Annotated in this window: 22 protein-coding genes; 17 read left to right on the top strand and 5 right to left on the bottom strand. The window is 40.8% G+C overall.

Translation table 11 applies throughout. The annotated features are described in order from the left end of the window. Nucleotides 1–52 precede the first annotated feature (52 nt). From ABJV04_RS12755 to ABJV04_RS12745, 3 genes are all read right to left on the bottom strand, one after another. Nucleotides 53–4,609, bottom strand: coding sequence for an EAL domain-containing protein (locus ABJV04_RS12755; RefSeq protein WP_348491904.1), 4,557 nt, complete (start codon nucleotides 4,607–4,609; stop codon nucleotides 53–55). Between the two features lie 171 nt (nucleotides 4,610–4,780). Continuing rightward, on the bottom strand, nucleotides 4,781–5,410 hold the full coding sequence (upp, locus tag ABJV04_RS12750; protein ID WP_348491903.1) for a uracil phosphoribosyltransferase: 630 nt from the start codon (nucleotides 5,408–5,410) through the stop codon (nucleotides 4,781–4,783). 10 nt (nucleotides 5,411–5,420) lie between these two features. Then, on the bottom strand, nucleotides 5,421–6,005 hold the full coding sequence (locus ABJV04_RS12745) for an ACP phosphodiesterase (RefSeq protein ID WP_348491902.1): 585 nt from the start codon (nucleotides 6,003–6,005) through the stop codon (nucleotides 5,421–5,423). Between the two features lie 210 nt (nucleotides 6,006–6,215). Between ABJV04_RS12745 and aroQ the strand changes: the two genes are divergently transcribed. From aroQ to ABJV04_RS12670, 15 genes are all read left to right on the top strand, one after another. Beyond that, nucleotides 6,216–6,665: a type II 3-dehydroquinate dehydratase gene (aroQ, locus tag ABJV04_RS12740; protein ID WP_348491901.1), complete on the top strand. Its 450-nt coding sequence runs from the start codon at nucleotides 6,216–6,218 to the stop codon at nucleotides 6,663–6,665. Between the two features lie 11 nt (nucleotides 6,666–6,676). Next, on the top strand, nucleotides 6,677–7,126 hold the full coding sequence (gene accB / locus ABJV04_RS12735; protein WP_348491900.1) for an acetyl-CoA carboxylase biotin carboxyl carrier protein: 450 nt from the start codon (nucleotides 6,677–6,679) through the stop codon (nucleotides 7,124–7,126). A gap of 14 nt (nucleotides 7,127–7,140) precedes the next feature. Further along, nucleotides 7,141–8,481 carry an acetyl-CoA carboxylase biotin carboxylase subunit gene (accC, locus tag ABJV04_RS12730; RefSeq protein WP_348491898.1) on the top strand — a complete coding sequence of 447 codons (1,341 nt, stop codon included), beginning with the start codon at nucleotides 7,141–7,143 and terminating at the stop codon, nucleotides 8,479–8,481. Between the two features lie 208 nt (nucleotides 8,482–8,689). Beyond that, a complete protein-coding gene (locus tag ABJV04_RS12725; protein ID WP_348491897.1) occupies nucleotides 8,690–9,556 on the top strand; it encodes a MipA/OmpV family protein in 867 nt (288 codons plus the stop codon). A gap of 166 nt (nucleotides 9,557–9,722) precedes the next feature. Next, nucleotides 9,723–10,373, top strand: a complete 651-nt coding sequence (locus ABJV04_RS12720; protein ID WP_348491896.1) for an OmpW family outer membrane protein — start codon at nucleotides 9,723–9,725, stop codon at nucleotides 10,371–10,373. 204 nt (nucleotides 10,374–10,577) lie between these two features. Further along, entirely contained in the window at nucleotides 10,578–11,249 is a 672-nt protein-coding gene (locus ABJV04_RS12715) for a response regulator (protein WP_348491895.1), read from the top strand. Further along, nucleotides 11,250–12,548: an ATP-binding protein gene (locus tag ABJV04_RS12710; protein ID WP_348491894.1), complete on the top strand. Its 1,299-nt coding sequence runs from the start codon at nucleotides 11,250–11,252 to the stop codon at nucleotides 12,546–12,548. Between the two features lie 32 nt (nucleotides 12,549–12,580). Next, nucleotides 12,581–12,925: a cupredoxin domain-containing protein gene (locus ABJV04_RS12705; RefSeq protein ID WP_348491995.1), complete on the top strand. Its 345-nt coding sequence runs from the start codon at nucleotides 12,581–12,583 to the stop codon at nucleotides 12,923–12,925. Beyond that, on the top strand, nucleotides 12,915–13,673 hold the full coding sequence (locus ABJV04_RS12700) for a hypothetical protein (protein ID WP_348491893.1): 759 nt from the start codon (nucleotides 12,915–12,917) through the stop codon (nucleotides 13,671–13,673). The genes ABJV04_RS12705 and ABJV04_RS12700 overlap by 11 nt, the downstream gene beginning before the upstream one ends. After that, complete coding sequence (locus ABJV04_RS12695; protein ID WP_348491892.1) at nucleotides 13,670–14,383, top strand: hypothetical protein; 714 nt, start codon at nucleotides 13,670–13,672, stop codon at nucleotides 14,381–14,383. Before ABJV04_RS12700 ends, ABJV04_RS12695 begins: the two co-directional genes overlap by 4 nt. Before the next feature lie 118 nt (nucleotides 14,384–14,501). After that, a complete protein-coding gene (locus ABJV04_RS12690; protein WP_348491891.1) occupies nucleotides 14,502–14,957 on the top strand; it encodes a TlpA disulfide reductase family protein in 456 nt (151 codons plus the stop codon). Nucleotides 14,958–14,970: 13 nt separating this feature from the next. Continuing rightward, the gene (locus ABJV04_RS12685; RefSeq protein ID WP_348491890.1) at nucleotides 14,971–15,195 is read left to right on the top strand and encodes a DUF4266 domain-containing protein; all 225 of its coding nucleotides are present in this window, start codon (nucleotides 14,971–14,973) and stop codon (nucleotides 15,193–15,195) included. Next, on the top strand, nucleotides 15,186–16,478 hold the full coding sequence (locus ABJV04_RS12680; RefSeq protein WP_348491889.1) for a DUF3570 domain-containing protein: 1,293 nt from the start codon (nucleotides 15,186–15,188) through the stop codon (nucleotides 16,476–16,478). Before ABJV04_RS12685 ends, ABJV04_RS12680 begins: the two co-directional genes overlap by 10 nt. 93 nt (nucleotides 16,479–16,571) lie before the next feature. Next, nucleotides 16,572–17,405, top strand: a complete 834-nt coding sequence (locus tag ABJV04_RS12675) for an FAD:protein FMN transferase (protein ID WP_348491994.1) — start codon at nucleotides 16,572–16,574, stop codon at nucleotides 17,403–17,405. A gap of 185 nt (nucleotides 17,406–17,590) precedes the next feature. Continuing rightward, nucleotides 17,591–18,499, top strand: a complete 909-nt coding sequence (locus ABJV04_RS12670; protein ID WP_348491888.1) for a DUF6492 family protein — start codon at nucleotides 17,591–17,593, stop codon at nucleotides 18,497–18,499. Nucleotides 18,500–18,602: 103 nt separating this feature from the next. Here the strand turns inward: ABJV04_RS12670 and ABJV04_RS12665 are convergent, their stop codons facing one another. Continuing rightward, nucleotides 18,603–18,812, bottom strand: a complete 210-nt coding sequence (locus ABJV04_RS12665) for a cold-shock protein (RefSeq protein WP_008846166.1) — start codon at nucleotides 18,810–18,812, stop codon at nucleotides 18,603–18,605. Between the two features lie 450 nt (nucleotides 18,813–19,262). Between ABJV04_RS12665 and ABJV04_RS12660 the strand changes: the two genes are divergently transcribed. Next, entirely contained in the window at nucleotides 19,263–20,768 is a 1,506-nt protein-coding gene (locus ABJV04_RS12660; RefSeq protein WP_348491887.1) for a peptidase S10, read from the top strand. Here ABJV04_RS12660 and ABJV04_RS12655 read toward each other — a convergent pair. Then, a complete protein-coding gene (locus ABJV04_RS12655; protein WP_348491886.1) occupies nucleotides 20,758–21,549 on the bottom strand; it encodes a transporter substrate-binding domain-containing protein in 792 nt (263 codons plus the stop codon). The two genes, ABJV04_RS12660 and ABJV04_RS12655, sit on opposite strands and share 11 nt — an antisense overlap. A gap of 92 nt (nucleotides 21,550–21,641) precedes the next feature. On the opposite strand from ABJV04_RS12655, the gene prmA reads away from it, so the two are divergent. Beyond that, on the top strand, nucleotides 21,642–22,526 hold the full coding sequence (gene prmA, locus ABJV04_RS12650) for a 50S ribosomal protein L11 methyltransferase (protein WP_348491885.1): 885 nt from the start codon (nucleotides 21,642–21,644) through the stop codon (nucleotides 22,524–22,526). Nucleotides 22,527–22,725: the final 199 nt, after the last annotated feature.

The following is a 22,725-nucleotide window of genomic DNA, read 5'->3' as shown; positions in this document are numbered from 1 at the left end:
CTGTTGCATGTGTTGGAAACACTAAAACACAAGAATGAACAATTAACTCCCTTTACAGCAGCCAACTTTTCGCAATTAATGCTGCGGTTTGATCTTCTGGCACAGGCTTAGAATAAAAATAGCCTTGCAGGTGGTTGCAACCATGCTGTTTGAAGAAATCAATTTGCACTTGTTGCTCAATACCTTCAGCAACACAATACATTCCAAGGCTTTCAGCCATACGCAGAGTTGTTAACACTAAAGCTTCGTTACTCTTATTTTTACCAATATCATCAACAAAACTTTTATCAACTTTAAGCACTTGAATAGGGAACTCTTTTAGATATTTAAGTGATGAATAACCCGTACCAAAATCATCTAAAGCAATGGTAAACCCACGCTGGCGCATGGACTCCATATAATGGAGCGCGCGTTCATAATCTCGCATCAAGGCACTTTCAGTAATTTCAAACCTTAAGGCTGATACAGGTAGACCGTGTTGTTCTAACAGCAACACGATATGGTCAATTGAGATTTGACGTTCAAAATGTCGTGCTGAAAGGTTAACTGACAAATACACTTCCCGCTCTCTACTTTGCCATTCACTTAATACTGGCATGGCTCGCTCTAATGCATCCCACGTCATGTTTTCAATTAACCCCAACTCTTCGGCAACGGGAATAAATTGATCTGGTGGTACCATGCCATTGGTATCAGGCCAGCGCATTAGTAATTCAAAGCCGCCCACTAACCCTGTTTTAGTATTGACAATTGGTTGGTAGTAATTGATGAACGCTTTACTTTGATGGGCCTTCTTAAGGCGATTTTCCATTAACAAACGGTCTTGGGCTTTTTCATTCATGTGTTGAGTGAAATATTGAAAATCACTACGACCTTGTTCTTTGGCGTGATACATAGCCAAATCTGCGTTTCTCAACAACTCCTCTGGCGTATCAGCATCGCCAGGATAAATCGCAATACCCACACTTGAAGACACGCTGACGGTTTGGTTCCCTAGTTGGATAGGCGCTTCGAGGATCTCAATAAGTTGCTGAGCCAAGATACTTAAACGATCAGGGTGTTTAACCTCCTCTACCATTACAACAAATTCATCTCCGCCTAAGCGCGCAACAGTATCATCTTGTCTCAATAGGTTGGTCAGGCGCTGGGCGACGACTTTGAGTAATTCATCTCCCGCTTTATGTCCTAAGCTGTCATTAACTTGTTTAAAGCGATCTAAGTCGATAAAAAACACGCCCAATTTAGACTTGTGTCGAGAAGCGTGATCAATCCCGTGCTTAATCCTATCGAGTAGTAACGTCCGATTGGGGAGATCAGTCAGACCATCAAAGTTAGCCAGTCGACGCAGTTCGTTCTCTGCTTCTTTTTGTTCACTAATGTCCGACATAATCATTAGATAATAATCTATTTCCCCCTGTGCCCGCATACTGGCAATGGAGGTCATGTTAATGAGTACATTTAAGACTTTATCATTGTGAATATTTAGCTGCTCTTCCCCTTTCCAATGCCCTGTCACACTCAGTTCGGATAGTTTCTTCCAGAATCGAGGAGGATAATCAGCATTCAATTTAAATAAACGAGTTAATTGGCTTTTTAAATCACCATTCTCATTAATCCCAAATGCGTCACAACAAGCAGTATTTACCGCTACCGGCACCAGATCTGTGTTGAAAATGACAACCCAGTCTCGTGTATGTTTGAAAGCCTCACCAAATAACCTGACTTTTTCTCGATCTGCGACGGTTTCGGTCACATTGCTGTAGGTACCGGCAACAACACTTTCTAGCCCGGTTTCATCTACCACCTCATTACCCACATCACGGTACCAAAACCATTCCCCCATGCGAGAACGTAATCGATACGTTACGTCTAAACCGTGGCTATTCTTATCGATAAAAGCCTGCCAATTAGACTTAAATAAAGCTTTATCATCTTCATGGATGAGATCCATGTGTGCATCAAAACTGAGTAAGTTATCGTCAGACTGATAGTTTAATTCTTCGGAAACTCTAGGTGCGTAAAACTCGTTACTGTCCGAGCGCCACTCCCACACATTACTGTTACTCGCACTTAGCGCTAAGGTTAGTCGATTTTTACTCTGCAAAGCCTGAGCATGTGCCGACATTACCTGTTTATTTTGTAGATCTCGTCGATACCACCAAAACAGCACCAAAGACACAAATATAAAAATGTAAATAGTATAAGCCGCAGGCGATAACCAAGGTGAATATTTGACAAAAATATGGACTGAAGCAGGTGGACTTTTCACACCCGTCATAGGGTCAAATGAAATGGCTGAAAACACATACTCTCCCGGATCTAGTTTGGGGAAAGTAACCTGAGAGTCCGTTGTTGCCGGATAAATATAACTGTCGGTTCCATCAAGCCTGTATTGGTATTGAGTGGTATTTTGATGTTCAAAGGCAAGTGTCGAGAACTCGATAGTTAAACCGGCATCTTTGTGATCAAGTAACACCACTCTTTTGTTCAAATTGACCAACGGCATTTTGAGTGAACTGGAACTGAGTTTAATGGAGGTTATTTTTACTTGGGGTGGTACGCCATCATCAGTTTCAAAAGATGATGGATCGAATATGCTCAGCCCTTTTTGTGAGCCATAAACCAAACGTCCGTCCTGTAAAACGATATGCGATAAACCATTGAACTCTTTTCCGTCTAACCCCTGAGAAATCCCATATTGTTGTAAATAAGGGCCCGCTGGGTCGAACTTCAATAAACCTGCATGAGAGCTCATCCAGATAGAGCCATTGGCATCTTGGTTGATCCCATAAATCATATTACTCGGCAGCAAGTTCTGCTTGTCGAAACCATATTTAGGAGTATAAATGGTCGAATCGAGTCCAACTAAACCCGCTCCTGGATACGCAATCCATAGGGTCCCGTTATTATCTTCAACGACGCTCTCTGGGTAAACGGGTTGTCCCATGCTTGCACGCTCAAGACGATGGACACTTTGCAAACTATCGGTTTGTGTATTGTAAGCCCATAATTGCTCTCGTTCGGCTATCCATAATAGATCTTTGTATACACGGCTGCGGCCCAAAAAGCCGTATGACGCGCTGGCATCAATTTGTTTATTTAACGTTTCGACTTCAGTCACAACACCCGTTTGTGCGTCATATTTGTAGAAATTTTCCAAGTTACTGAACCAGTAAAGGCCGTTATTATCTTTGGCAAAACTGTCTAGCCTGCTACTCAGTAATTGGGCAACTTTTGCATCAACGCTCGGTGCAAGAGCATATGTATTAGTAGTAGTGTCAAAAGACCACAAGCCACCATCGGTATTTAACAATAAAGTGTTGTCACCGAACGTTTCTATATCGCGAATTCGAGCTCGTTTCGCCCCGACTGTGTCTTCAGTAAACCAATGGCCGCGTAACTCATGTTGTTTTAGGTCATAATAATTCAGGCCATTACTCGTGCCTATCCACAAACCATCATCATTAAACTGTGCAAAAGACTTCACACTGTTGCTACTTAACTGGATTTCATCGTCTTTATTTTGACGAACGTTTTCGAATTTTGTGCTTTGTGTTGACCAATACAACACACCATCAAACGCGGAACCCAACCACAGGTTACCTTTACTATCCACATCAATCGCAGTTACATCATCCGATGTTATATAAAGCCGACTATCGGAGGGGTTTAAATAGTCTTGAAGCTGTGCCGAAGTAGGGTCGAAACTAAACAGGCCTTGTTGCGAGCCTATATATAAACTGCCATAGCTTGTTTCGTAAATGTCTAAAATTGGAATACTCAACGCATGATCAACCAGATCAAATTGATTATCCTGATTAAGGGGAATGCAAAACAAACCGACCTTACTGCCAATCCAAATAACGTTATCGCTGGCTAAAAACAATTTGCTAATGGGTTCTTGTTTTTGCTGCCCTAGTAGCTCAATTTGACGTTCTTTGCCGCTTTCTAAATCAACCTCAAACAATCCATCGCCTCGGCCAATTAACAGTTTATCCCCTAGGAAAAGAGTCGCGTTGATTCTAAACTCAACCACTTGTTTTTGTTTAGGCAGTTGATATAGCAGTGAAGCTTTGCCCAAATCAGGACTAACGATATAAACACTGCGTTCCGTGCTTACGATAATTTGGTTATTAGGTAATTGACTGATGCTGGTGACGCTATCCGACCAAGTACTACCGCCGACAGCGAAATGTTCAATAAGGGTCGTTTCTCCGGTTTTGGTCTCAATCTTAAAAAGACCTGAACGACGTGTGCCCACCCAAATATTTTGATTGTTATCTTCAAAAATAACATCAATGGAAATATCAGCCAGTTGCATTTCATTACCATCAAAATGCTGCACGCGATAACCATCAAATCGATTCAGCCCCGCCTGAGTTGCCACCCATAAAAAGCCGCTGGAATCGATAAGTAAGTCATTAATTGTATCTTGTGACAATCCTTGCACAGTAGATAACTGCACAAACTTGGGTTCGCTAATTAGCGGCGCTGCAGAAACATGAAATCCCCACAGAATTGAAAAACAAGCAATAGAAATAGCGCTAAAAAACCGATAGGAATAACTCAATCCGTATAAAACAACGCTATTTTTAAAATTTTCAAGCAAAGTTGGTAACACTCCGAGGTTGTACCCGTTCTAGCCAAGCATGTTGAATAAATAAACTAATGTGCAAAATTTGATTATTACTCAATATAGCTCGCTTACCAACTCTTTTATATATTGCACTTAAAACGGCTAACAATACATCTAATTAAAATCGGTACAAAATAGCTAATATCAACGTGTGCCAAATATTTTATCTCCAGCATCACCTAGCCCTGGCAATATATAACCTCGATGATCAAGCTTGTCATCTATAGCTGCCACATATATGTCTACATCAGGATGTTTTTTAACTACCTCAGCAATTCCCTCTGGCGCGGCCACTAAAAAAAGACCGAGTATTTTTTTACATTGTTTCTGCTTTAACAGGTCAATGGTGGCAATTAACGTCCCACCAGTTGCCAACATAGGGTCTACAATCAGTGCAGTACGCAAATCAACATCTTTAACTACTTTGTCGAAATAAGCCACAGGCTCGAGGGTTTCTTCGTTGCGATAGAGCCCAACGACACTTATTTTAGCGTTTGGAATTAATTGCAACACACCATCTAACATGCCTAACCCGGCTCGTAAAATTGGCACCACCGTAATCTTCTTACCCTTGATTTTTGCCACTTCAATTGATTCTCCCGTCCAACCAGGAATAGTCACTTGTTCGGTTTGTAAATCTCGTGTCGCTTCGTAGGTCAGCAGATTACCAACTTCACTAGCCAGTTCACGGAAATCTTTACTGCTAATACCCTTAGCTCGCATCAAGCCAATTTTATGTAAAATCAATGGGTGTTTAATTTCATGGACTGCCATAATTGATCCTTTAATCTAGTTCAACTGTTTGCACATAATGTATGAGTTCGGGATAGAACGCCAAAAAATCTTGCTCTATCTGCGCATGATATGAATTCATGAATCGATATCCATCCAGTGCGAATTTAATTCGCATATTCAAACGCTTTTCAATTTGTTGATAAGCTCCTAAGCAGCTTTTCCGGTCTTCATAGTTTTGCAACCACTGATGCTTTAGCAAGCCAGCTCGCACGGATGCAAAATGTTGACTAATATTAGGTGGTTGTTGTTTCAATTGCTGGTAAAACTCAGACAATACTAGGGGTTGAGTTTGCGTTGTAAAATTTTGCCAGTGTATGGACAGCAAGTGATCAAAATAAATATCGATAATAACGCCAGAAATGCGCCGCAATTCTGGGGAAAACTGTTCTCTCAATGATTTAACAACAGGATGGTTATCAGTGTATGAATCAATTTTTCGATGTAAACGCACGCCGTTCTGTAACGAAATGGGAAGGTGTTCTAAATTGCTCCCTTTTACAAAGTCTCCCAAAAAGTTACCCAACAAGCTCGTTTGGGAAACATGAGCAAGGTGGATATGGGCTAAATAATTCAAAAACGTTACCTTTTGAGCTAAAACTAAAAAAAGATGCAGTAAACTTCGCTGATAAGACCAGTATTTTGCTGCTAATTGGACACTATTCTCTATAATTAGTCTAAACAACCTTTGATTGGTTAATTTTTATTCGGTTCTCATTTGACTTTGATTCGATTTACGTTAAGAGTATCGCAACAATGAAATTTAAAAGAAGATAGCGACAAATTCGTGAAATTTTTATTATTAAACGGTCCTAACCTTAATATGTTGGGAAAACGTGAACCAACAATATATGGGTCAAAGACGTTACAAGATATTGTAGATGAATTAACGATTCTAGCAAATCAAGAAAGCATTGAGCTGCTTCATTTGCAATCTAATGCTGAACATGAGCTGATAGAAAGAATTCATAATGCTATGGGGAACATTGATTTTATCATTATTAATCCCGGTGCATTTACCCATACAAGTGTTGCTATTAGAGATGCATTATTAAGTGTTAGCATCCCGTTTATTGAAGTGCACCTCTCAAATGTGCACGCCCGAGAAGAATTTAGAAAACACTCCTATTTATCAGATATTGCCAAAGGGGTAATTTGTGGTTTAGGGGATTACGGTTATAAAGCGGCAATTATTGCTGCCAAACGCCACTGCCAAATTAATTTAATGAGTAACTAAAGAGAGTTTAAATGGATATTCGTAAAATAAAGAAATTGATAGAACTAGTTGAAGAGTCTGGTATTTCGGAGCTTGAAATTACCGAAGGTGAAGAGTCAGTACGCATTCACAGAGCAAGTGCAAGTTCACAAGCTCCTGTGCAATATGCGGCTCCAGCTCCGGCACCTGCACCGGTAGCAGCTGCTCCAGCGGCTGCAGCTGCCCCAGCAGCAAGCCCAGAAATATCTGGACATGTTGTGAAATCACCTATGGTTGGTACTTTTTATCGTTCAGCTTCTCCTACTTCGCCTGCATTTGTTGAAGTTGGTCAGAAAGTAAATGTTGGTGATACATTGTGTATTGTTGAAGCAATGAAAATGATGAACCAAATAGAAGCCGATAAAACAGGTGTAATAAAACAAATTTTGGTAGAGAACCAAGAGCCTGTTGAATTTGATCAACCAATGTTCGTAATCGAATAAGCGAGCGAATTATCATGCTTGATAAAGTCTTAATTGCGAACCGGGGTGAAATAGCACTTCGAATTTTGCGTGCATGTAAAGAGATGGGGATCAAAACCGTCGCTGTACATTCCACCGCAGATAAGGATCTGAAACACGTTTTGCTTGCAGATGAATCTATCTGTATCGGTAAAGCGTCAGCCACAGAAAGCTATTTAAATATCCCCCGAATCATTGCCGCTGCTGAAGTGTCTAATTCAGTTGCTATCCACCCTGGATACGGTTTTTTAGCTGAAAATGCAGAATTTGCAGAAGCAGTTGAAAAAAGTGGTTTTATTTTCATTGGTCCAAAAGCAGAAACCATCACTTTAATGGGCGACAAAGTGTCGGCCATTAAATCTATGAAAGAAGCGGGTGTACCTTGTGTACCTGGTTCTGATGGCCCTCTGAACGACGACCCAGAACGCAACAAAAATATTGCAAAACGAATTGGTTATCCGATTATCGTTAAAGCTGCTGGCGGTGGCGGTGGTAGAGGCATGCGCGTTGTGCGTAAAGAGTCAGAGCTAATCGAAGCTATTTCTATGACTCAGGCTGAAGCTGGTGCTGCTTTTGGTAATGCGACTGTATACATGGAAAAATTCTTGGAAAATCCTCGTCACGTTGAGATTCAAGTTTTATCCGACGGTCAAGGTAATGCAGTTCATTTAGGTGAGCGCGATTGTTCTATGCAACGCCGCCACCAAAAAGTAGTTGAGGAAGCCCCTGCACCTGGCATTAATTCAGAAACTCGTGAGCGTATCGGTGAACGCTGCCGTAAAGCCTGTATTGAAATAGGCTATCGCGGTGCGGGAACCTTTGAGTTTTTGTATGAAAACGGTGACTTTTACTTCATTGAGATGAATACCCGTATTCAGGTTGAGCATCCAGTAACAGAAATGATTACCGGTGTAGACTTGATCAAAGAGCAACTTCGTATTGCCGCTGGTCAACCTCTATCAATCGAACAAAAAGATGTGCAAGTTCGTGGTCATGCCATTGAGTGTCGAATTAATGCAGAAGATCCCGCAACCTTTATGCCTAGCCCTGGAAAAATCGATATGTTCCATTCGCCAGGTGGTTTTGGTATCCGTTGGGAATCTCACATCTATGCAGGGTACAGCGTACCGCCGCACTACGACTCTATGATTGGTAAGTTAATTGCCTATGGAGAAAACCGTGATGTGGCCATAGCTAGAATGCGTCATGCGCTGGATGAACTTGTTGTAGATGGCATTAAAACCAACATATCTTTGCAACAAAGTATCATGGCTGATGAAAACTTCTTTAATGGTGGAACAAACATTCACTATCTAGAGAAAAAACTGAAGCTCTGATAGCTGTAAATACTCATCGGAGTCTACCTAATCAAAGTTAGGTAGACTCCGACTCTTTTCTCTCACCCGATTCAAGCATTTTATCCAATCCGTTTTGTCTTCTCACACCGACTTCCTTGGTGCTTTTATATATTTACGATAATAAGCTTGAGCTAGTCACATTTACTGTAGTAAATTTCCATACTATTCCTATTCAAACGGTATTTTTGTGTCCTTCAAATCGCGTTTTTTAACCTTAGCTACGCTCTTTCTTAGCCTCCCCGCTCTTGCTCAAATAGATACATCTATGGACAACGATTACATCAAAAAACCGCGTTGGGAAGCGGGAATCGTCGGCGCAGGGTTTAGCACGCCTGAATACCCAGGAGCAGCAGACAATCATAACAATGGTTTCGTGTTACCTTTTTTCATCTACCGTGGAGACGTTATTAGAGTAGGCGAAAACAGTGTGATACGAGCAGTGGCCGTAGAAAAGAGCTGGATCGAAGTAGACCTATCCCTTGATGCAGCATTTAGCGCAGACTCTAACGAAGATTCGGTACGAGCAGGCATGCCAGACCTCGATTTTGTGTTTGAGGTAGGTCCGCAGGTTCGTCTCAAATTGTTTGAAAGTGGTAACAAAGCTATAGGAATTCAACAAATACAATTTAAATTGCAAAGCCGAGGAGTATTTTCCACCGACTTTTCTTCTATTACCCATCGTGGGTATGTATTGAATCCTGAATTAACCTATCAATACGTTGGAGCGTTTCAATCTGAAGATAGGTTCCGGTTTAGCGTTTCACCTGTTTGGGCCACAGAAAAATTACATGACTATTTTTATCAAGTGGATACCCAATTCGCCACTCAGCAAAGGCCTGAATACGATGCAAAAGCGGGCTATCTAGGCCTTACCTTATCTACAGGTTACATGTTTAACGTTACTCCAACTGTACGCATGTTCATGAGCGCGTCCTATCGCTTCCAAAATAACGCGGCCAATAGCGACAGCCCCTTGTTGGTGGAAAACAACAATTATGCGGTTGGCGCAGGAATAGTTTGGCAAATTAGAAAAAGCAGCGAATACCAAAATTAAACACCGATACTAGCTTGCGCTCACTGCTTTTTAGGGGTGTATTATAAAACTTTGATTTACATCAATCTTTTGAATCTTTTTGGTTGAGCCAGATCAATATCAGAAAAATTCAATTGGGTAAGCTTTCTCCATCAAATTTAAACACATTATATCGATGGAGAAACACATGAAAAAATTAGCAGTTTACCTAGCGGTAGCAGTCGCACTTAGCGCCACTCAAGCACAAGCATATACAACTGGCGATATGATCCTACGTGCAGGTGTCACTACCGTAGCCCCAGACGAATCAAGCAGTAATGTTTTTATTGGCGGTGCAGATGTTGGTGTTGGTGTAAATGTCGATAACAACTCTCAATTGGGATTAAACTTTGCGTATTTCTTGTCACCTAATTGGGCAATTGAAGTATTGGCAGCAACCCCTTTTGAACATGATATTGGTTTAAACACCGTTGGTGCCTTAGGTTCTACAAAACATTTACCACCAACTATTTCAGCTAATTATCACTTTTTAGAAGCCGATAGTGCGTTTCAACCCTATGTTGGTTTAGGTATTAACTACACTATTTTCTTCAGTGAAGAATTCACTGCTGCCAATCAAGAAGCAGGCTTTGATGATTTGGAGTTAGATGACTCTGTTGGTTTATCTGCTCAAATTGGTTTTGATTATATGTTGGATGACAATTGGTTTGTTAATGCTTCTGCACGTTACATTGATATCAGCACTGAAGCGACATTTACTAATGGTGGTTCAGCTGGAACTGTTGATGTAGATATTGACCCATTTGTTTATTCACTCACTGTTGGTTATAAATTCTAAACGGACTAAAACGTTATAAAAATGGGCACTTCGGTGCCCATTTTTGTTGGCGCATAGAAACAACCTTGCTAAAGAAGCCGCGTTAAGATTACTTTAAGGTAAACTTCTTATAATGATAGGGACGATCACAATACAAATTGTCATTCAATTAAACTATTGCCAATATGCTACGCCATTGCTGCAAACGAAAAAGAACCCACTATTATGCGTATTTTATTAGTCGAGGACGATCTCGCTTTATCTGAAGCCTTAAGCAAATCATTGCGCAAGCAGGGTTATGCGGTTAATTGTGTTTTTAACGGCAAAGATGCCATAGCTGCACTGGCCTCAGATGACTGTAATTTAATGATCCTTGACCTTGGGTTGCCCGATATGGACGGATTAACCTTACTCGATAAAATCCGCAAGCAGAAAAACAACATACCAACATTAATATTAACCGCACGGGACTCAACCTCCGATAAAATACAAGGTTTAGATAAAGGCGCTGATGATTATTTACCTAAACCATTTGAAATGTCAGAGTTGCTAGCCCGCTTACGGGTAATGGAAAGACGCTTAGGTACTTCGCAACAATCCCTAGTATCCTGCGGTCCCGTGAGTCTCGATATTACTCATCACTTACTGATTATAAATGATCAGCCGGTAGAAACTTCTCGTCGTGAGTTCACCCTGCTGAAGTCATTAATGGAAAACCTTGGGCGCATTCAATCTAAACAACAATTGGAATCTAAGCTTTACGAATGGGGCGATGAAGTGGCAAGCAATACAATTGAAGTTCATATTCATAATTTACGTAAAAAATTACCTAACGAGTTTATTAAAACGGTTCGTGGTGTAGGCTATAGCATTAATCAGCGAGCTTACCCTGGATAAATGGATTCAATTCGTAAATACCTGACCTTACTGCTTATCAGTGCTATTGCGCTGATTAGTTTTATTGCGGCACTACAAGGGTATCGTTCAGGAATGCAGATGTCTTCGGTGTTATTCGATGCTGAATTGAAAACTCTCGCCCAAAGCATGACTAACTTACCCACGCAAATTAGCGAGACTATTGCCGCTTCAAATGAAGATTTAGCCATTCAAAGTTGGTCTGATGAAGATTTGGTTTTACGCACCAGCAATGTGCCTTTAACTGCCATCGCTCCCTTCGAAGTAGGGTATTCTGACCAGAACTTTAACGCTCAACGGTGGCGGGTTTATGCCAGCTTCAATCAACAAACCTCTGTTTGGGTTTTTGTCGCTCAACCACTAAAAACCAGATTTGAGCTAACCGAAGAAATGATGATATCGGCAATGACACCATTTTTTCTCGCCATTCCCGTTTTAGCCTTAGCCATATTCCTGCTAGTTACCTACGGTTTAGCTCCCCTTAGGGAACTCACCAGTCAATTGTCTACGCGCCGAGAAAATGATTTTTCTGCTATTGCTTTGTCACGAACCCCCGAGGAGTTGTTGCCCACGGTGAGTACTCTGAATAGCTTGTTGAACCGGTTGGATTCGGCCTTCGAGCGGGAAAAACAATTCGCCAGCCATGCCGCCCATGAACTAAGAACTCCCCTGAGTGTCCTGAAAATAAATTTGCATAATTTACAGCAGAGCCAAGGCTGCGAATACGAGGAGATTCAACAGCTACAACAAGACACAGATAGAATGATCCACGTGGTTAATCAAATTTTGCTACTCAGTCGTACTAACCCTGAAATTATCTCAGCTAACTTTGATATTTGTGACCCCTACAAAATAGCCCAAAAAGTTATTTCCGATAGCTATGTGAATATTGATAAAAAGAATCAAAACATCGAACTCAATGGTGAGTCCTGTGAATTTAAAGGCAATGAATTTGCCCTATATACCTTGCTACAAAACCTCATTAGCAATGCCAATAAATACACACCAGAGAACAGCGATATACGCATAAACTTAACCCTTGATGACGGATGTTTACGCCTTCGCGTTGATGATTCTGGCCCAGGAATTCCAGAGCACGAACAACATAAATCCACAGTGCGCTTTTATCGAGGTCAAAGTCATCAAAAGAGTAAAATTGAAGGCAGTGGATTGGGTCTATCCATAGTCGAGCAAATTGTCGCTATGCACGATGGCAAACTCACACTAGGTAAATCAGACTTAGGTGGTTTGAGTGTGCTTGTTGAGCTTAAATCGGCATGAGTAACGTGCGCAGAAAAGTACTTGAAAACATCATGCAAAAATTCATGATGCTAATGTTACTTGCCCTGTCATTTAAAGCCTGTGCTATCGACGAAATTACTATCACCATTCGGAACCATTTGTTTTACCCACCAGAAGTTGATATTCCCCAGCACAAAAAAGTAAAAATCACCTTTATCAATCTGGATGACACCCCTGAAGAAATTGATAGTTTTGACCTCAATAGAGAAAAAGTCGTATTTGCCAAAAGCCGGTCGAGTATCTATGTAGGTCCTTTAGATGCAGGAAGGTATCGTTATTTTGGCGAGTATCATCCAAATACAGCCATTGGCTTCGTTAACGTGGTACCCGTTGAGGAGCGTCAAAATGCTAAGTAGTACAGTGGTACTGTTCCTAAAAGATGCTTTGCCGATATTTTGGGCCATAGCCATTTTAATAGTGTTGATACCCAATTGGCGACACTGGTTACCGCTGGGTATTGGCTGCGGAACGATTGTTTGTTTACTGGTGTTCAATAACATCGGTTATATTTCCCAATTCGCCGATGGTTTGGGGTTTGAGTTTCTTAAAATCCTGTTGCTGATCATCGGTTACCTTATTGCCGGTGCCTTTTTCGTGAATCATCAACTCAGGTACAATTTCACAGGGCGGCTTTTAGCCACTGTGTTTGTCACTTGTATCATTATTCTTAATGCCAGTAACTTACTGCTGTTTTATGTCAGTTTCTGGCGTGTGAATGAGCAGAGTCATTCGCTATTTTTAGGGTTAATTTTAGGGGTTGGTATCTGTACCAGCATTGCAACATTGCTGGTATTGCTATTAAAACCGCTACAAAAAGTGAAGGTAGCGCGCTATCTGTTTTTAGTCTTTGTTGTGGGTCAGTTTTCCCACATTGCCTACCTGCTGCAACAAACAGATTTAGTCACTTCACAACAAATTTGGAGTAGCAAACAATTCATTTCAGATGAAAATGAAATAGGTCAGTTTCTTGCCACATTAATAGGTTATGAGTCATCTCCCACAGGATTATATATTTTGATCTACTTAGTCGCGTTAATACTGCCTGTTTTGCTAAGGCGTTTCAGCAACTCAACTAAAAAAGTAAATAAGGAGCCAAACCTATGAGGTTTTTCAGTTTCTTAAGTTTACTCGTAAACATAATGCTCTGCCCGGTAGCCTTCGCCGATGAAGGCTCAGTAGATAAAGTCTACCACCCCTATGTTTTACCCAATGAACGGGAAGTGGAATGGCGATTTGCTTCTCGCCAAAATGATGATGGTAATCTGCTGACCCAACGTTTTGCTTTTGGAAAAGCAGTTTCAGAGCATTTGATGTTAGAGTTTTATTTAGTGGGCGCCAGAGATGAAAACGATGATTTTGGTTTAGCTTCCTATGAAGTCGAGGCTCGCTGGATGCTCACAGAACAAGGGCAATATTGGGCTGATTGGGGCGCGTTGTTTGAAGTTGAAAAAGCCCATAGCAAAGATCTTTGGGAAGCCACATCTGGCATCTTGATTGAAAAAGAATTTGGGCAAACCAGTTTAACCACTAACTTTTTACTGACTTATACCTGGGGAAGCGATAGAGACATTGACACTGAAAGCGAGGTTATTCCCCAATTCAGACTCAAATACAGATATCGTTGGCACCCATGGTTACAACCTTCAGTGGAAATCTACACGGGAGAAAAGTTCGTCGGAATTGGTCCAGCATTTATGGGGATTCAACGTTACCAAGGCCAAAAACAATTAAAATGGGAATTAGGTTTTATCTCTGGCTTGAATGGCGACAATAAAGATCATACTTTGCGCTTTGTTCTTGAGTACGAATTTTAATATTCATACCGTAAAACCAGCCACTCAGTAAAAAATATAATTCTCATTCATTTAGCTTAAGATTCCCTTAAGGTTGATAACTTACTCTATAAGCATTGTTGTTTAGAGTAAGTATTTTATGCGTCTTTTACTGTTAACCCTACTGTTACTAGTGCACTTACCATCTAGTGCTTTACCTGCGCCTGACTTTCGATTGCAAGACATTCAGTTAAGTGATTACAAAGGCAAAGTAGTATATTTAGATTTCTGGGCCTCCTGGTGTAAACCCTGCCGAAAGTCCTTTCCTTGGATGAATGAAATTACCAATAAATACGCCTCTGAGGGATTGGTGGTGTTGGCTGTAAATTTGGATACCGATGCCAAATTAGCCCAAAAATTCTTACGCAAATACCCTGCGCAATTCAATATTGCCTACGATCCCCAAGGCAGTTTAGCCAGCCAATACAAAATTCCAGGTATGCCGACCAGTTACTTGATCAACAAACAAGGTGAACTTGTGGTCGCTCACAAAGGATTTCATTTAGATAAATCCGCATCTTATGAACAAGAAATCGTCGCGCTACTAAAACAATAGGAGAGCCGAGAAAATGAAACGAAAAACCATAGTTATTATTACCATTATGGCCGTGATGCAACTTGCAGGCTGTGCAAATTTAGGTGTGCAACCCTGGGAGCGTGATTTACTCGCTAAGGATGAAATGGCCCTTGATTCTGAAGGGGTAGACATTGGCTTGGATGATCACATTTATTTTAGTAAAGAAGCCACAAGTGGTGGTCGTTCATTTGCAGGCGGAGGTTGTGGATGCAACTAAAACAAACTAAAAACGTCAGTGCTACTCTTGCCGCAGCTTCATGCGCATTGTTAGGCACATCTGTCCAAGCTGAAGACAACAGCGAAGAATGGAAGTTTGATACTGCTATTTTGTATTACGGTGAAACAGATCGGGTACAACTAGTTGAAGGGGTATTTAATGCCAACAAAGACTTCGGCGATGAACATTATTTTAATGGCAAACTGGTGATCGATACACTCACCGGAGCTTCTGCCTCAGGCGCGGTTGCCCAATCTGGTGTGCAAACATTTACTCGTCCTTCAGGTAATGAAACCTATACCGTTGAAGCAGGTGAAACACCGCTAGATGACACATTTCACGATACCCGTGTACAAGCCAGTGGACAATGGACACAGCCTATCGGTGAAAATTACCGAATTAGTGGTGGTTTACAAGCTTCCAAAGAATACGACTATTTATCCATTGTGGGTAATGGCTCACTGGATATGGATCTTAATCAGAGAAATACCACCCTGTCGGCGGGCATTTCCTATGCGTTTGATAGTATAGATCCCGTGGGAGGTCGCCCCGTAGATCTTTCTAGCATGGTAGTTGATAACGGGCAGTTCGACAGTTCAGAAGCTTATCAACAAGCCTTTGATGCCACTCGTCTACAAGGCAGTGAACAAAAAGATACGGTAGATTTATTGTTGGGTGTCACCCAAGTGATTAATCGTCGCATGTTAATGCAGTTTAACTATAGTTTGTCCATGTCGGATGGTTATCACAATGACCCCTACAAAGTGCTTAGTGTTGTGGATCAGCAAGGTTTAACCCAAGATGTGGTCTATGAATCTCGCCCCACAGAACGAACCAAACACAGCATGTATTGGCAAACCAAGTATGCCCTTGATCAAGGTGTAGTAGATTTTTCCTATCGTTTTGCTACGGATGATTGGGATATAGACTCTCATACGATTGACTCTCGTTTTCGATATAACCTATCGGAAACCAGCTACATACAACCGCATATTCGTTATTACCAACAAAATGAAGCAGAGTTTTACAATCCATTTTTGTCTCAAGGAACCGCACTTCCTGAGCATGCCAGTGCTGACTACCGGTTAGGAAAAATGACAGCAATTACCCTAGGGCTAAAATACGGTATGCAATTGGAAAACGGTAACGAGTTAGCATTTCGCTTGGAATATTATCAACAAACCCCAGACAATGCCGGATTCGAACAACCAGGGACATTAGCAGACGAAGATTTATATCCTTCTTTAAAAGCGGTGATAGCACAGGTAAGCTACAGTTTTTAGCCCCTTGTTAGGGTATAACAATATATGCAAAGCTCTGAATTGCCTTTGTCCATAGAAAAGCGTAGCGACCATATTTGTGGTCGCTTTTCTGCGATGGCGAGCCCCTGTGAGATTTTAGTGGATAGTGGGGATAGCGAACTCGCAAAAGAGCTTACACAAGTCGCCTACCTAGAATGCAAACGCATCGAGAACAAATACAGCCGTTATCAGCACAACAATTTGATGTTCGAAATAAATCAGAGCAACAATCAAGCTGTCACTATTGATGCGGAAACTGCAAAACTGCTGACGTTCGCTGATACTTGTTATCAAATTAGTGATGGATTATTTGATATCACCTCTGGGGTATTAAGAAAAGTTTGGAAATTTGATGGTTCTGACAGGATCCCAACACACCCACAAATAACCGCATTGCTGCCTTTTATTGGTTGGCAACAGGTATCATTTACCGCCAACTCAATCACCTTACCCACAGGTTTTGAATTGGACTTTGGCGGTATTGGTAAGGAATATGCGGTTGATTGTGTTGCTAAAGCTTGTCAGCAATTAGCACCAAATGTATCGGTTTTAGTTAACTTCGGTGGTGATATACAAGTAACACAAGCCCGCAAAAACCATCCTTATTGGCAAGTGGGTATTGAAGACCCAAGTAATCTTTCTAAGGGCTTAGCCATGGTAAATATTGCCACCGGTGGACTTGCCACAAGCGGTGATGCAAACCGCTATCTATTAAAAGATGGCTTGCGATATGGCCATGTTTTAAACCCTAAAACTGGCTACCCCATACAACAGGCACCACGCTCGGTGACAGTGGCAGCCCCGCAATGCATTCAAAGTGGCTTGCTGGCAACCTTGGCATTATTGCAAGGTAAAGACGCCGAGTTATTCCTTCAGCAACAAGACTGTAAACACTGGTGTTTTTGGTAGCCGCCTTTATAAAATATGGACAGCCATCATGGCTATTTGATAAATCTTAGGCAAGTGAATGAATTGCCTTTTGATTTCAGCCCCTAGTAAAGTAAAGTGATGCAATATAACTACATAGCCTTTACGATTAGATTAGCCGATTGAGTTATGTCCCGAAGTACAAATGTTTTAAATAGGATTCAAGAATGACAATAGGTGCAATTTTACCTTTGAGTGTTAGGGGTAGTTATGATGTAGACGACTTAGGTAGAACTGAAATTCTATTCAAAACCTTAGATGCATTCTGTGAACCCGGTTTATTCTCAAAATTTTTGATTGTGACGCCACCAGACGAAGTACAGATAGTCACTGAAAAAGTGCAGCGCTGGTCACAGTTTAATCCAGTGGTTATGTCGGAAGAAGACTTGGTTCCAGAATTAAGCCAACATGAACACATGCGCGGCTGGCGGAAACAACAAATTGTAAAAATAGCCGCACACAGCCAATTTACAGATGAGTTTTATATTACCTTTGATGCCGATGTGATTTGTTTAAAACCCTTGTCCATAGAAAAGCTAATTGACCAAGGTAAAGCACTGTTGCAATACGAACCCCGCAGTTTTCACCCTAAATGGTGGAAGTCATCTGCTCGACTGTTAAAAATGTCGGCAAATGTGGGAGACACATCAAAAGGAATGCATGTCACTCCAGCAATATTATCCACTAAGTTGGCTAAACAGTTAACGGAGGAGTTAAGCACTCTTTGGAAAAAGGATTGGGCAAAAGCCGTCTGTTCGTTACATAACCCTAAAGATCCAAGAAATTGGCGGATTTCACGATTCTTGATGCTTAAATGGACGGAGTATTCTCTTTATTATTTATGCGCCATGAAAAAACGAAACCTCGATGACTTTCACATCACGGCAGGCACTCAAACTCACCCTCAACTATTGTTGATACACGACTCCCACCCCTATGAAACTTGGGATACGCAAAAGAGTTTTTCTAAAGACTGCCCAGGGTTATTTTGTGTCGTGGGCAGTAAGTCACGCTTAGAACCAGAGGAAGTGTGGCAGCGAATTAGCCCATTTGTACCGGTTAAAGAAAACCGTTAATAAGTGCAAATAACCTAAAAAAAGACAATAAAAAAGGCAATCATAAGATTGCCTTTTTTGAGTTTTCTATCAATTCGTCAGACAAGTCTAACGATAAATTGAATTAGATAACTTGAATGTTCTCAGCTTGAGGACCTTTTTGGCCTTGGCCGATAGTGAATTCAACTTTTTGACCTTCTTTAAGAGTCTTGAAGCCGTCACCAACGATTGAACGGAAATGAGCGAAAACATCAGGGCCGCCTTGCTGCTCGATGAAACCAAAACCTTTATCTTCGTTGAACCACTTAACAGTTCCTACTACTTTATCAGACATATTATATCTTCCTGTAAAAATTAAATTGGGTGCCAAAATTGGCGGTTTAGCATAAAAAGAGACCGAACTTAAAAACGACAGGACGAAGAACAACGATATAACAACGAACATGTAGATCTTTAACGAGGTTTTCTTAGCTGCTTGAAGCATACCTTACTTTAAGGTTGTGTCAAATTAAATCTGTAAATTAATTCAATAAAATCTGGTATTTAATTTGCTGCTGTACAGTATTAATACAGAAATTTTGGCAATATAAAATTTGCTTCCATGCATATTATTGTTGAATTTATATTCGATTTTTAATCTTATAATCAGACTGTTAACTTTACTTTACCTTTGGCTTAGGGATTTTTAAGGTAAGGGGGCATTAACCATATCCAAATTAAATTTGCTTGGGTAAAATGTTTATCAAACACTATTTTCAATTAGAACAATAACAAGTAGAACACTATGAAAAAAATTATAATGACATTAAGCACTGTTCTGTTGCTAACATTTCACGTTGAAGCAAATGAACCGAATAGCGAAAGTCCGCAATCTGTTCCCGAAGCACAAATGAGTGTTACCGAACACAAAGGAAAATTTAACGGCACCTCTATTAAGTACAAAGTCAGTGCCGGAGACAGCCACTTACTAGATGCTAAAGGCAAACCTAAAGCCAGCATATTCCATATTGCTTATACCCGAACAGATAAAAAGAATACTGAATCTAGACCCTTATTATTTGTATTCAATGGTGGCCCAGGTTCATCGTCAGTTTGGATGCACATGGGATTGTTCGGCCCTAAACGAGTGGTATTACCAAGTGATGCTGAACCTATGGGGGCTGCGCCTTTCAATCTGAAAGATAATCCGTTAAGTCTTTTGGATGTTGCAGATTTAGTCTTTATTGACCCTGTTGGTACCGGATTTTCAAAGCCCCTTGGCGAATATGAAGGCAAAGCATTTTGGGGAGTCAAAGAAGACGCGGAGATACTTGCTGAATTTGTGCGAGTGTACATCACTGAAAATAACCGCTGGAACTCTCCTAAATATTTAGCCGGTGAAAGTTATGGAACCACCCGCGCTGGTGCAATGGTCAAAGAACTGCAGGAAGGTTGGGGATCCATCGATTTAAACGGAATTTTATTGATTTCATCTATTATTGATTTTCAAACCGGAGACTTCACAGAAGGTAATGACTTACCCTATGTCACATTCTTGCCAACTTATGCCGCAACAGCTTGGTATCACAATAAAGTGCCGAATAAATCTCAGTGGAATAGCTTGCAGGACTTCATAGCTGATACGCGAGATTTTGCTCTTAATGAATATGCCACAGTATTATTAAAAGGCGCGCTCGCTACCCCTGAAGAAGTGAGCAACGTCATTAATAAATTGCATGCATATACGGGCTTAAAAAAACAATACATCGAACAATCCAAACTACGTGTTAGCGAATTCTTGTTTATGAAAGAGCTTATGCGAGACGAAGGCAAAGTGATTGGTCGCTTAGACAGCCGATACCTTGGTGAAGACGCTAACATTGTCGTAGACCACTTTGAAGCTGACCCAGCATCTTATGCAATTGATGGTGCTTATACTGCGGCAATACAACATTACTTTGCCAATGACATTAATGTGAAGCGCTCTGAGCCATATCATGTATTAAGTGGCGAAGTATTTGTGAATTGGAATTGGTTATATGGGAAATCTGCACGTAGCCAAGGATTCATGAACGTTACGCCGTTCATTTCAAAAGGCATGCGTCAAAATAAAGACTTCAGAGTATTTGTAGCAAATGGTTATTACGATTTAGCCACTCCGTTTTTTGCGACTGAACATTCCATGAATCATCATGGCATAGATCTTAACCGTGTCACGATGAAGTATTATGAGGCTGGACATATGATGTACATTCACGAACCATCCCTCAAATCACTAGTTGAAGATATTAGAGCCTTTATTATTCCGTAAAAGGTAATGTTGAGCTGTTTTCTGTAGCAATAAGGGCATTATAAAAATGGTACTTTTTGCTCAAGGTGGCGTACTTTTCAGATGTTAAGTACGCGCTTAGGGCTTGATCAAACTTAACCTGAATTTCTGGGTCACGAAACCCTACTCTATAAAGGCTAGGTGCAAAAAGCTGATGAATAATAACGGGTTGTTCATCAGCTGTATTTATTATTGTGCGACTTAAGTGATTGAAGATATTGACATCCAATACGATAGCTTGGGTCTTTTTACTAAATAGTAATTTAACTTGACGTCCTTGGTCAGGTATTTCTCTATAGGCGGCGTTGTCTGTCGCCATTTTAGTAAACTCACTCCCTAAGAGCTTAAAAGCCGACTGGAAACCAACGGTTGATACATTCGACATATCTTCAACGCTATCTAGCACTATGTTGGAAGAGGCTAAGGTTACAACTACATTTTGGTATTGAATATAAGCATCGGAAAGGTGTACCTGCTTAGCCTGACGTTTGCTACTCAAAGTGGCAACGGCATCAATATTATTCATATTAAAAATATCATACGAGCGACCATAAGGTATTTGGATAAATTGCACCTCGTAGCCGATGTTTTGCATAATGTCTCGTAACATCTCAACTTCAAAACCAGCTCGAGCGTTGCTCATCACATAAGGCGGCTTATCCCAACCTATGGCTACAAATAAGCTTTGTTGAGCCCATGCGAAGCTTGACACTATCAAATTTGTCAGACAAAACAGCGCAATAAAAAATTTATTGTTTATCATGAAAAATGTTTGATTCCGAAATAGTTAAAAATTAATAAGCCGATCTTTTGTTAACTTGATACTATTGTAAATTGACTTTATAGGAAACCCCGATGCCTTGGATTCAACTAATAATCGACACACATGCAGAAAACGCAGAACAAATAGGTGATATGTTATCGGCCAATGGCGCGCAAGCTGTAACATTCACTGATGCTAAAGATACACCCATGTATGAACCTAAGCCGGGAGAGGTCATGCTTTGGCCTGATACCCAAGTGGTTGGTTTATATGATGCCGAATTCGATATGCAGCGCGTTGTATCCAAACTTGAAAAGTCCAAAATTTTAGGCAAAGGATTTACGCACAAATTAGATCAGCTAGAAGATAAAGATTGGGAGCGGGAATGGATGGATAACTTCCACCCGATTCAATTTGGCAAGCGACTCTGGATTTGTCCAAGTTGGCGAGATATCCCAGACCCCACAGCGGTTAACGTGATGTTGGATCCTGGACTCGCCTTTGGCACTGGTACTCACCCTACTACCTCGTTATGTTTACGCTGGTTAGACGCACTGACATTAGAAAATAAAAGCGTAGTCGATTTTGGTTGTGGTTCAGGTATTTTGGGCATAGCAGCATTAAAATTAGGTGCCGAATCAGTGGTGGGAATTGATATTGACCCACAAGCCCTATTGGCCAGCATGGACAACGCTGGACGGAATGAAGTAGCAGATAAAATTAGTGTCTTTTTACCCAAAGATCAGCCAGATCTGCAGGCTGATATCGTGCTAGCCAATATTTTAGCTGGTCCATTAAGAGAGTTGCGCCAAGTTATAACCGATTATTGTAAGCCCGGAGGATTACTTGTTTTATCCGGTATATTGGCCAACCAGGCTGAAGAAATAAACCAACTTTATTCCGCAGACTTTGAAATGGAGCCGATTGCCATAGATGGCGATTGGGCGAGAGTCTCAGGTAAGAAAATAAAGGGTTAAAACGCCCAAACCAACTTTTAATTTACATAATTAGTCTTCATTTTTAGTTTAATTCGAAGCTTTATACTGGCAATTAACCAACTTGCAACGTCATAAAGCTTCAATTTTAAATTTTTTTAAAAAATAAAAACAGACCAATTAGTCCACTCTAAAAATTTGTAACAAAACATCACCAAATGCAATGAAATAACATAAGGTT

This window comes from Aliiglaciecola sp. (assembly GCF_039982535.1).
Lineage (GTDB): Bacteria > Pseudomonadota > Gammaproteobacteria > Enterobacterales > Alteromonadaceae > Aliiglaciecola.
This window is presented reverse-complemented; position numbering and strand designations above follow the sequence as displayed.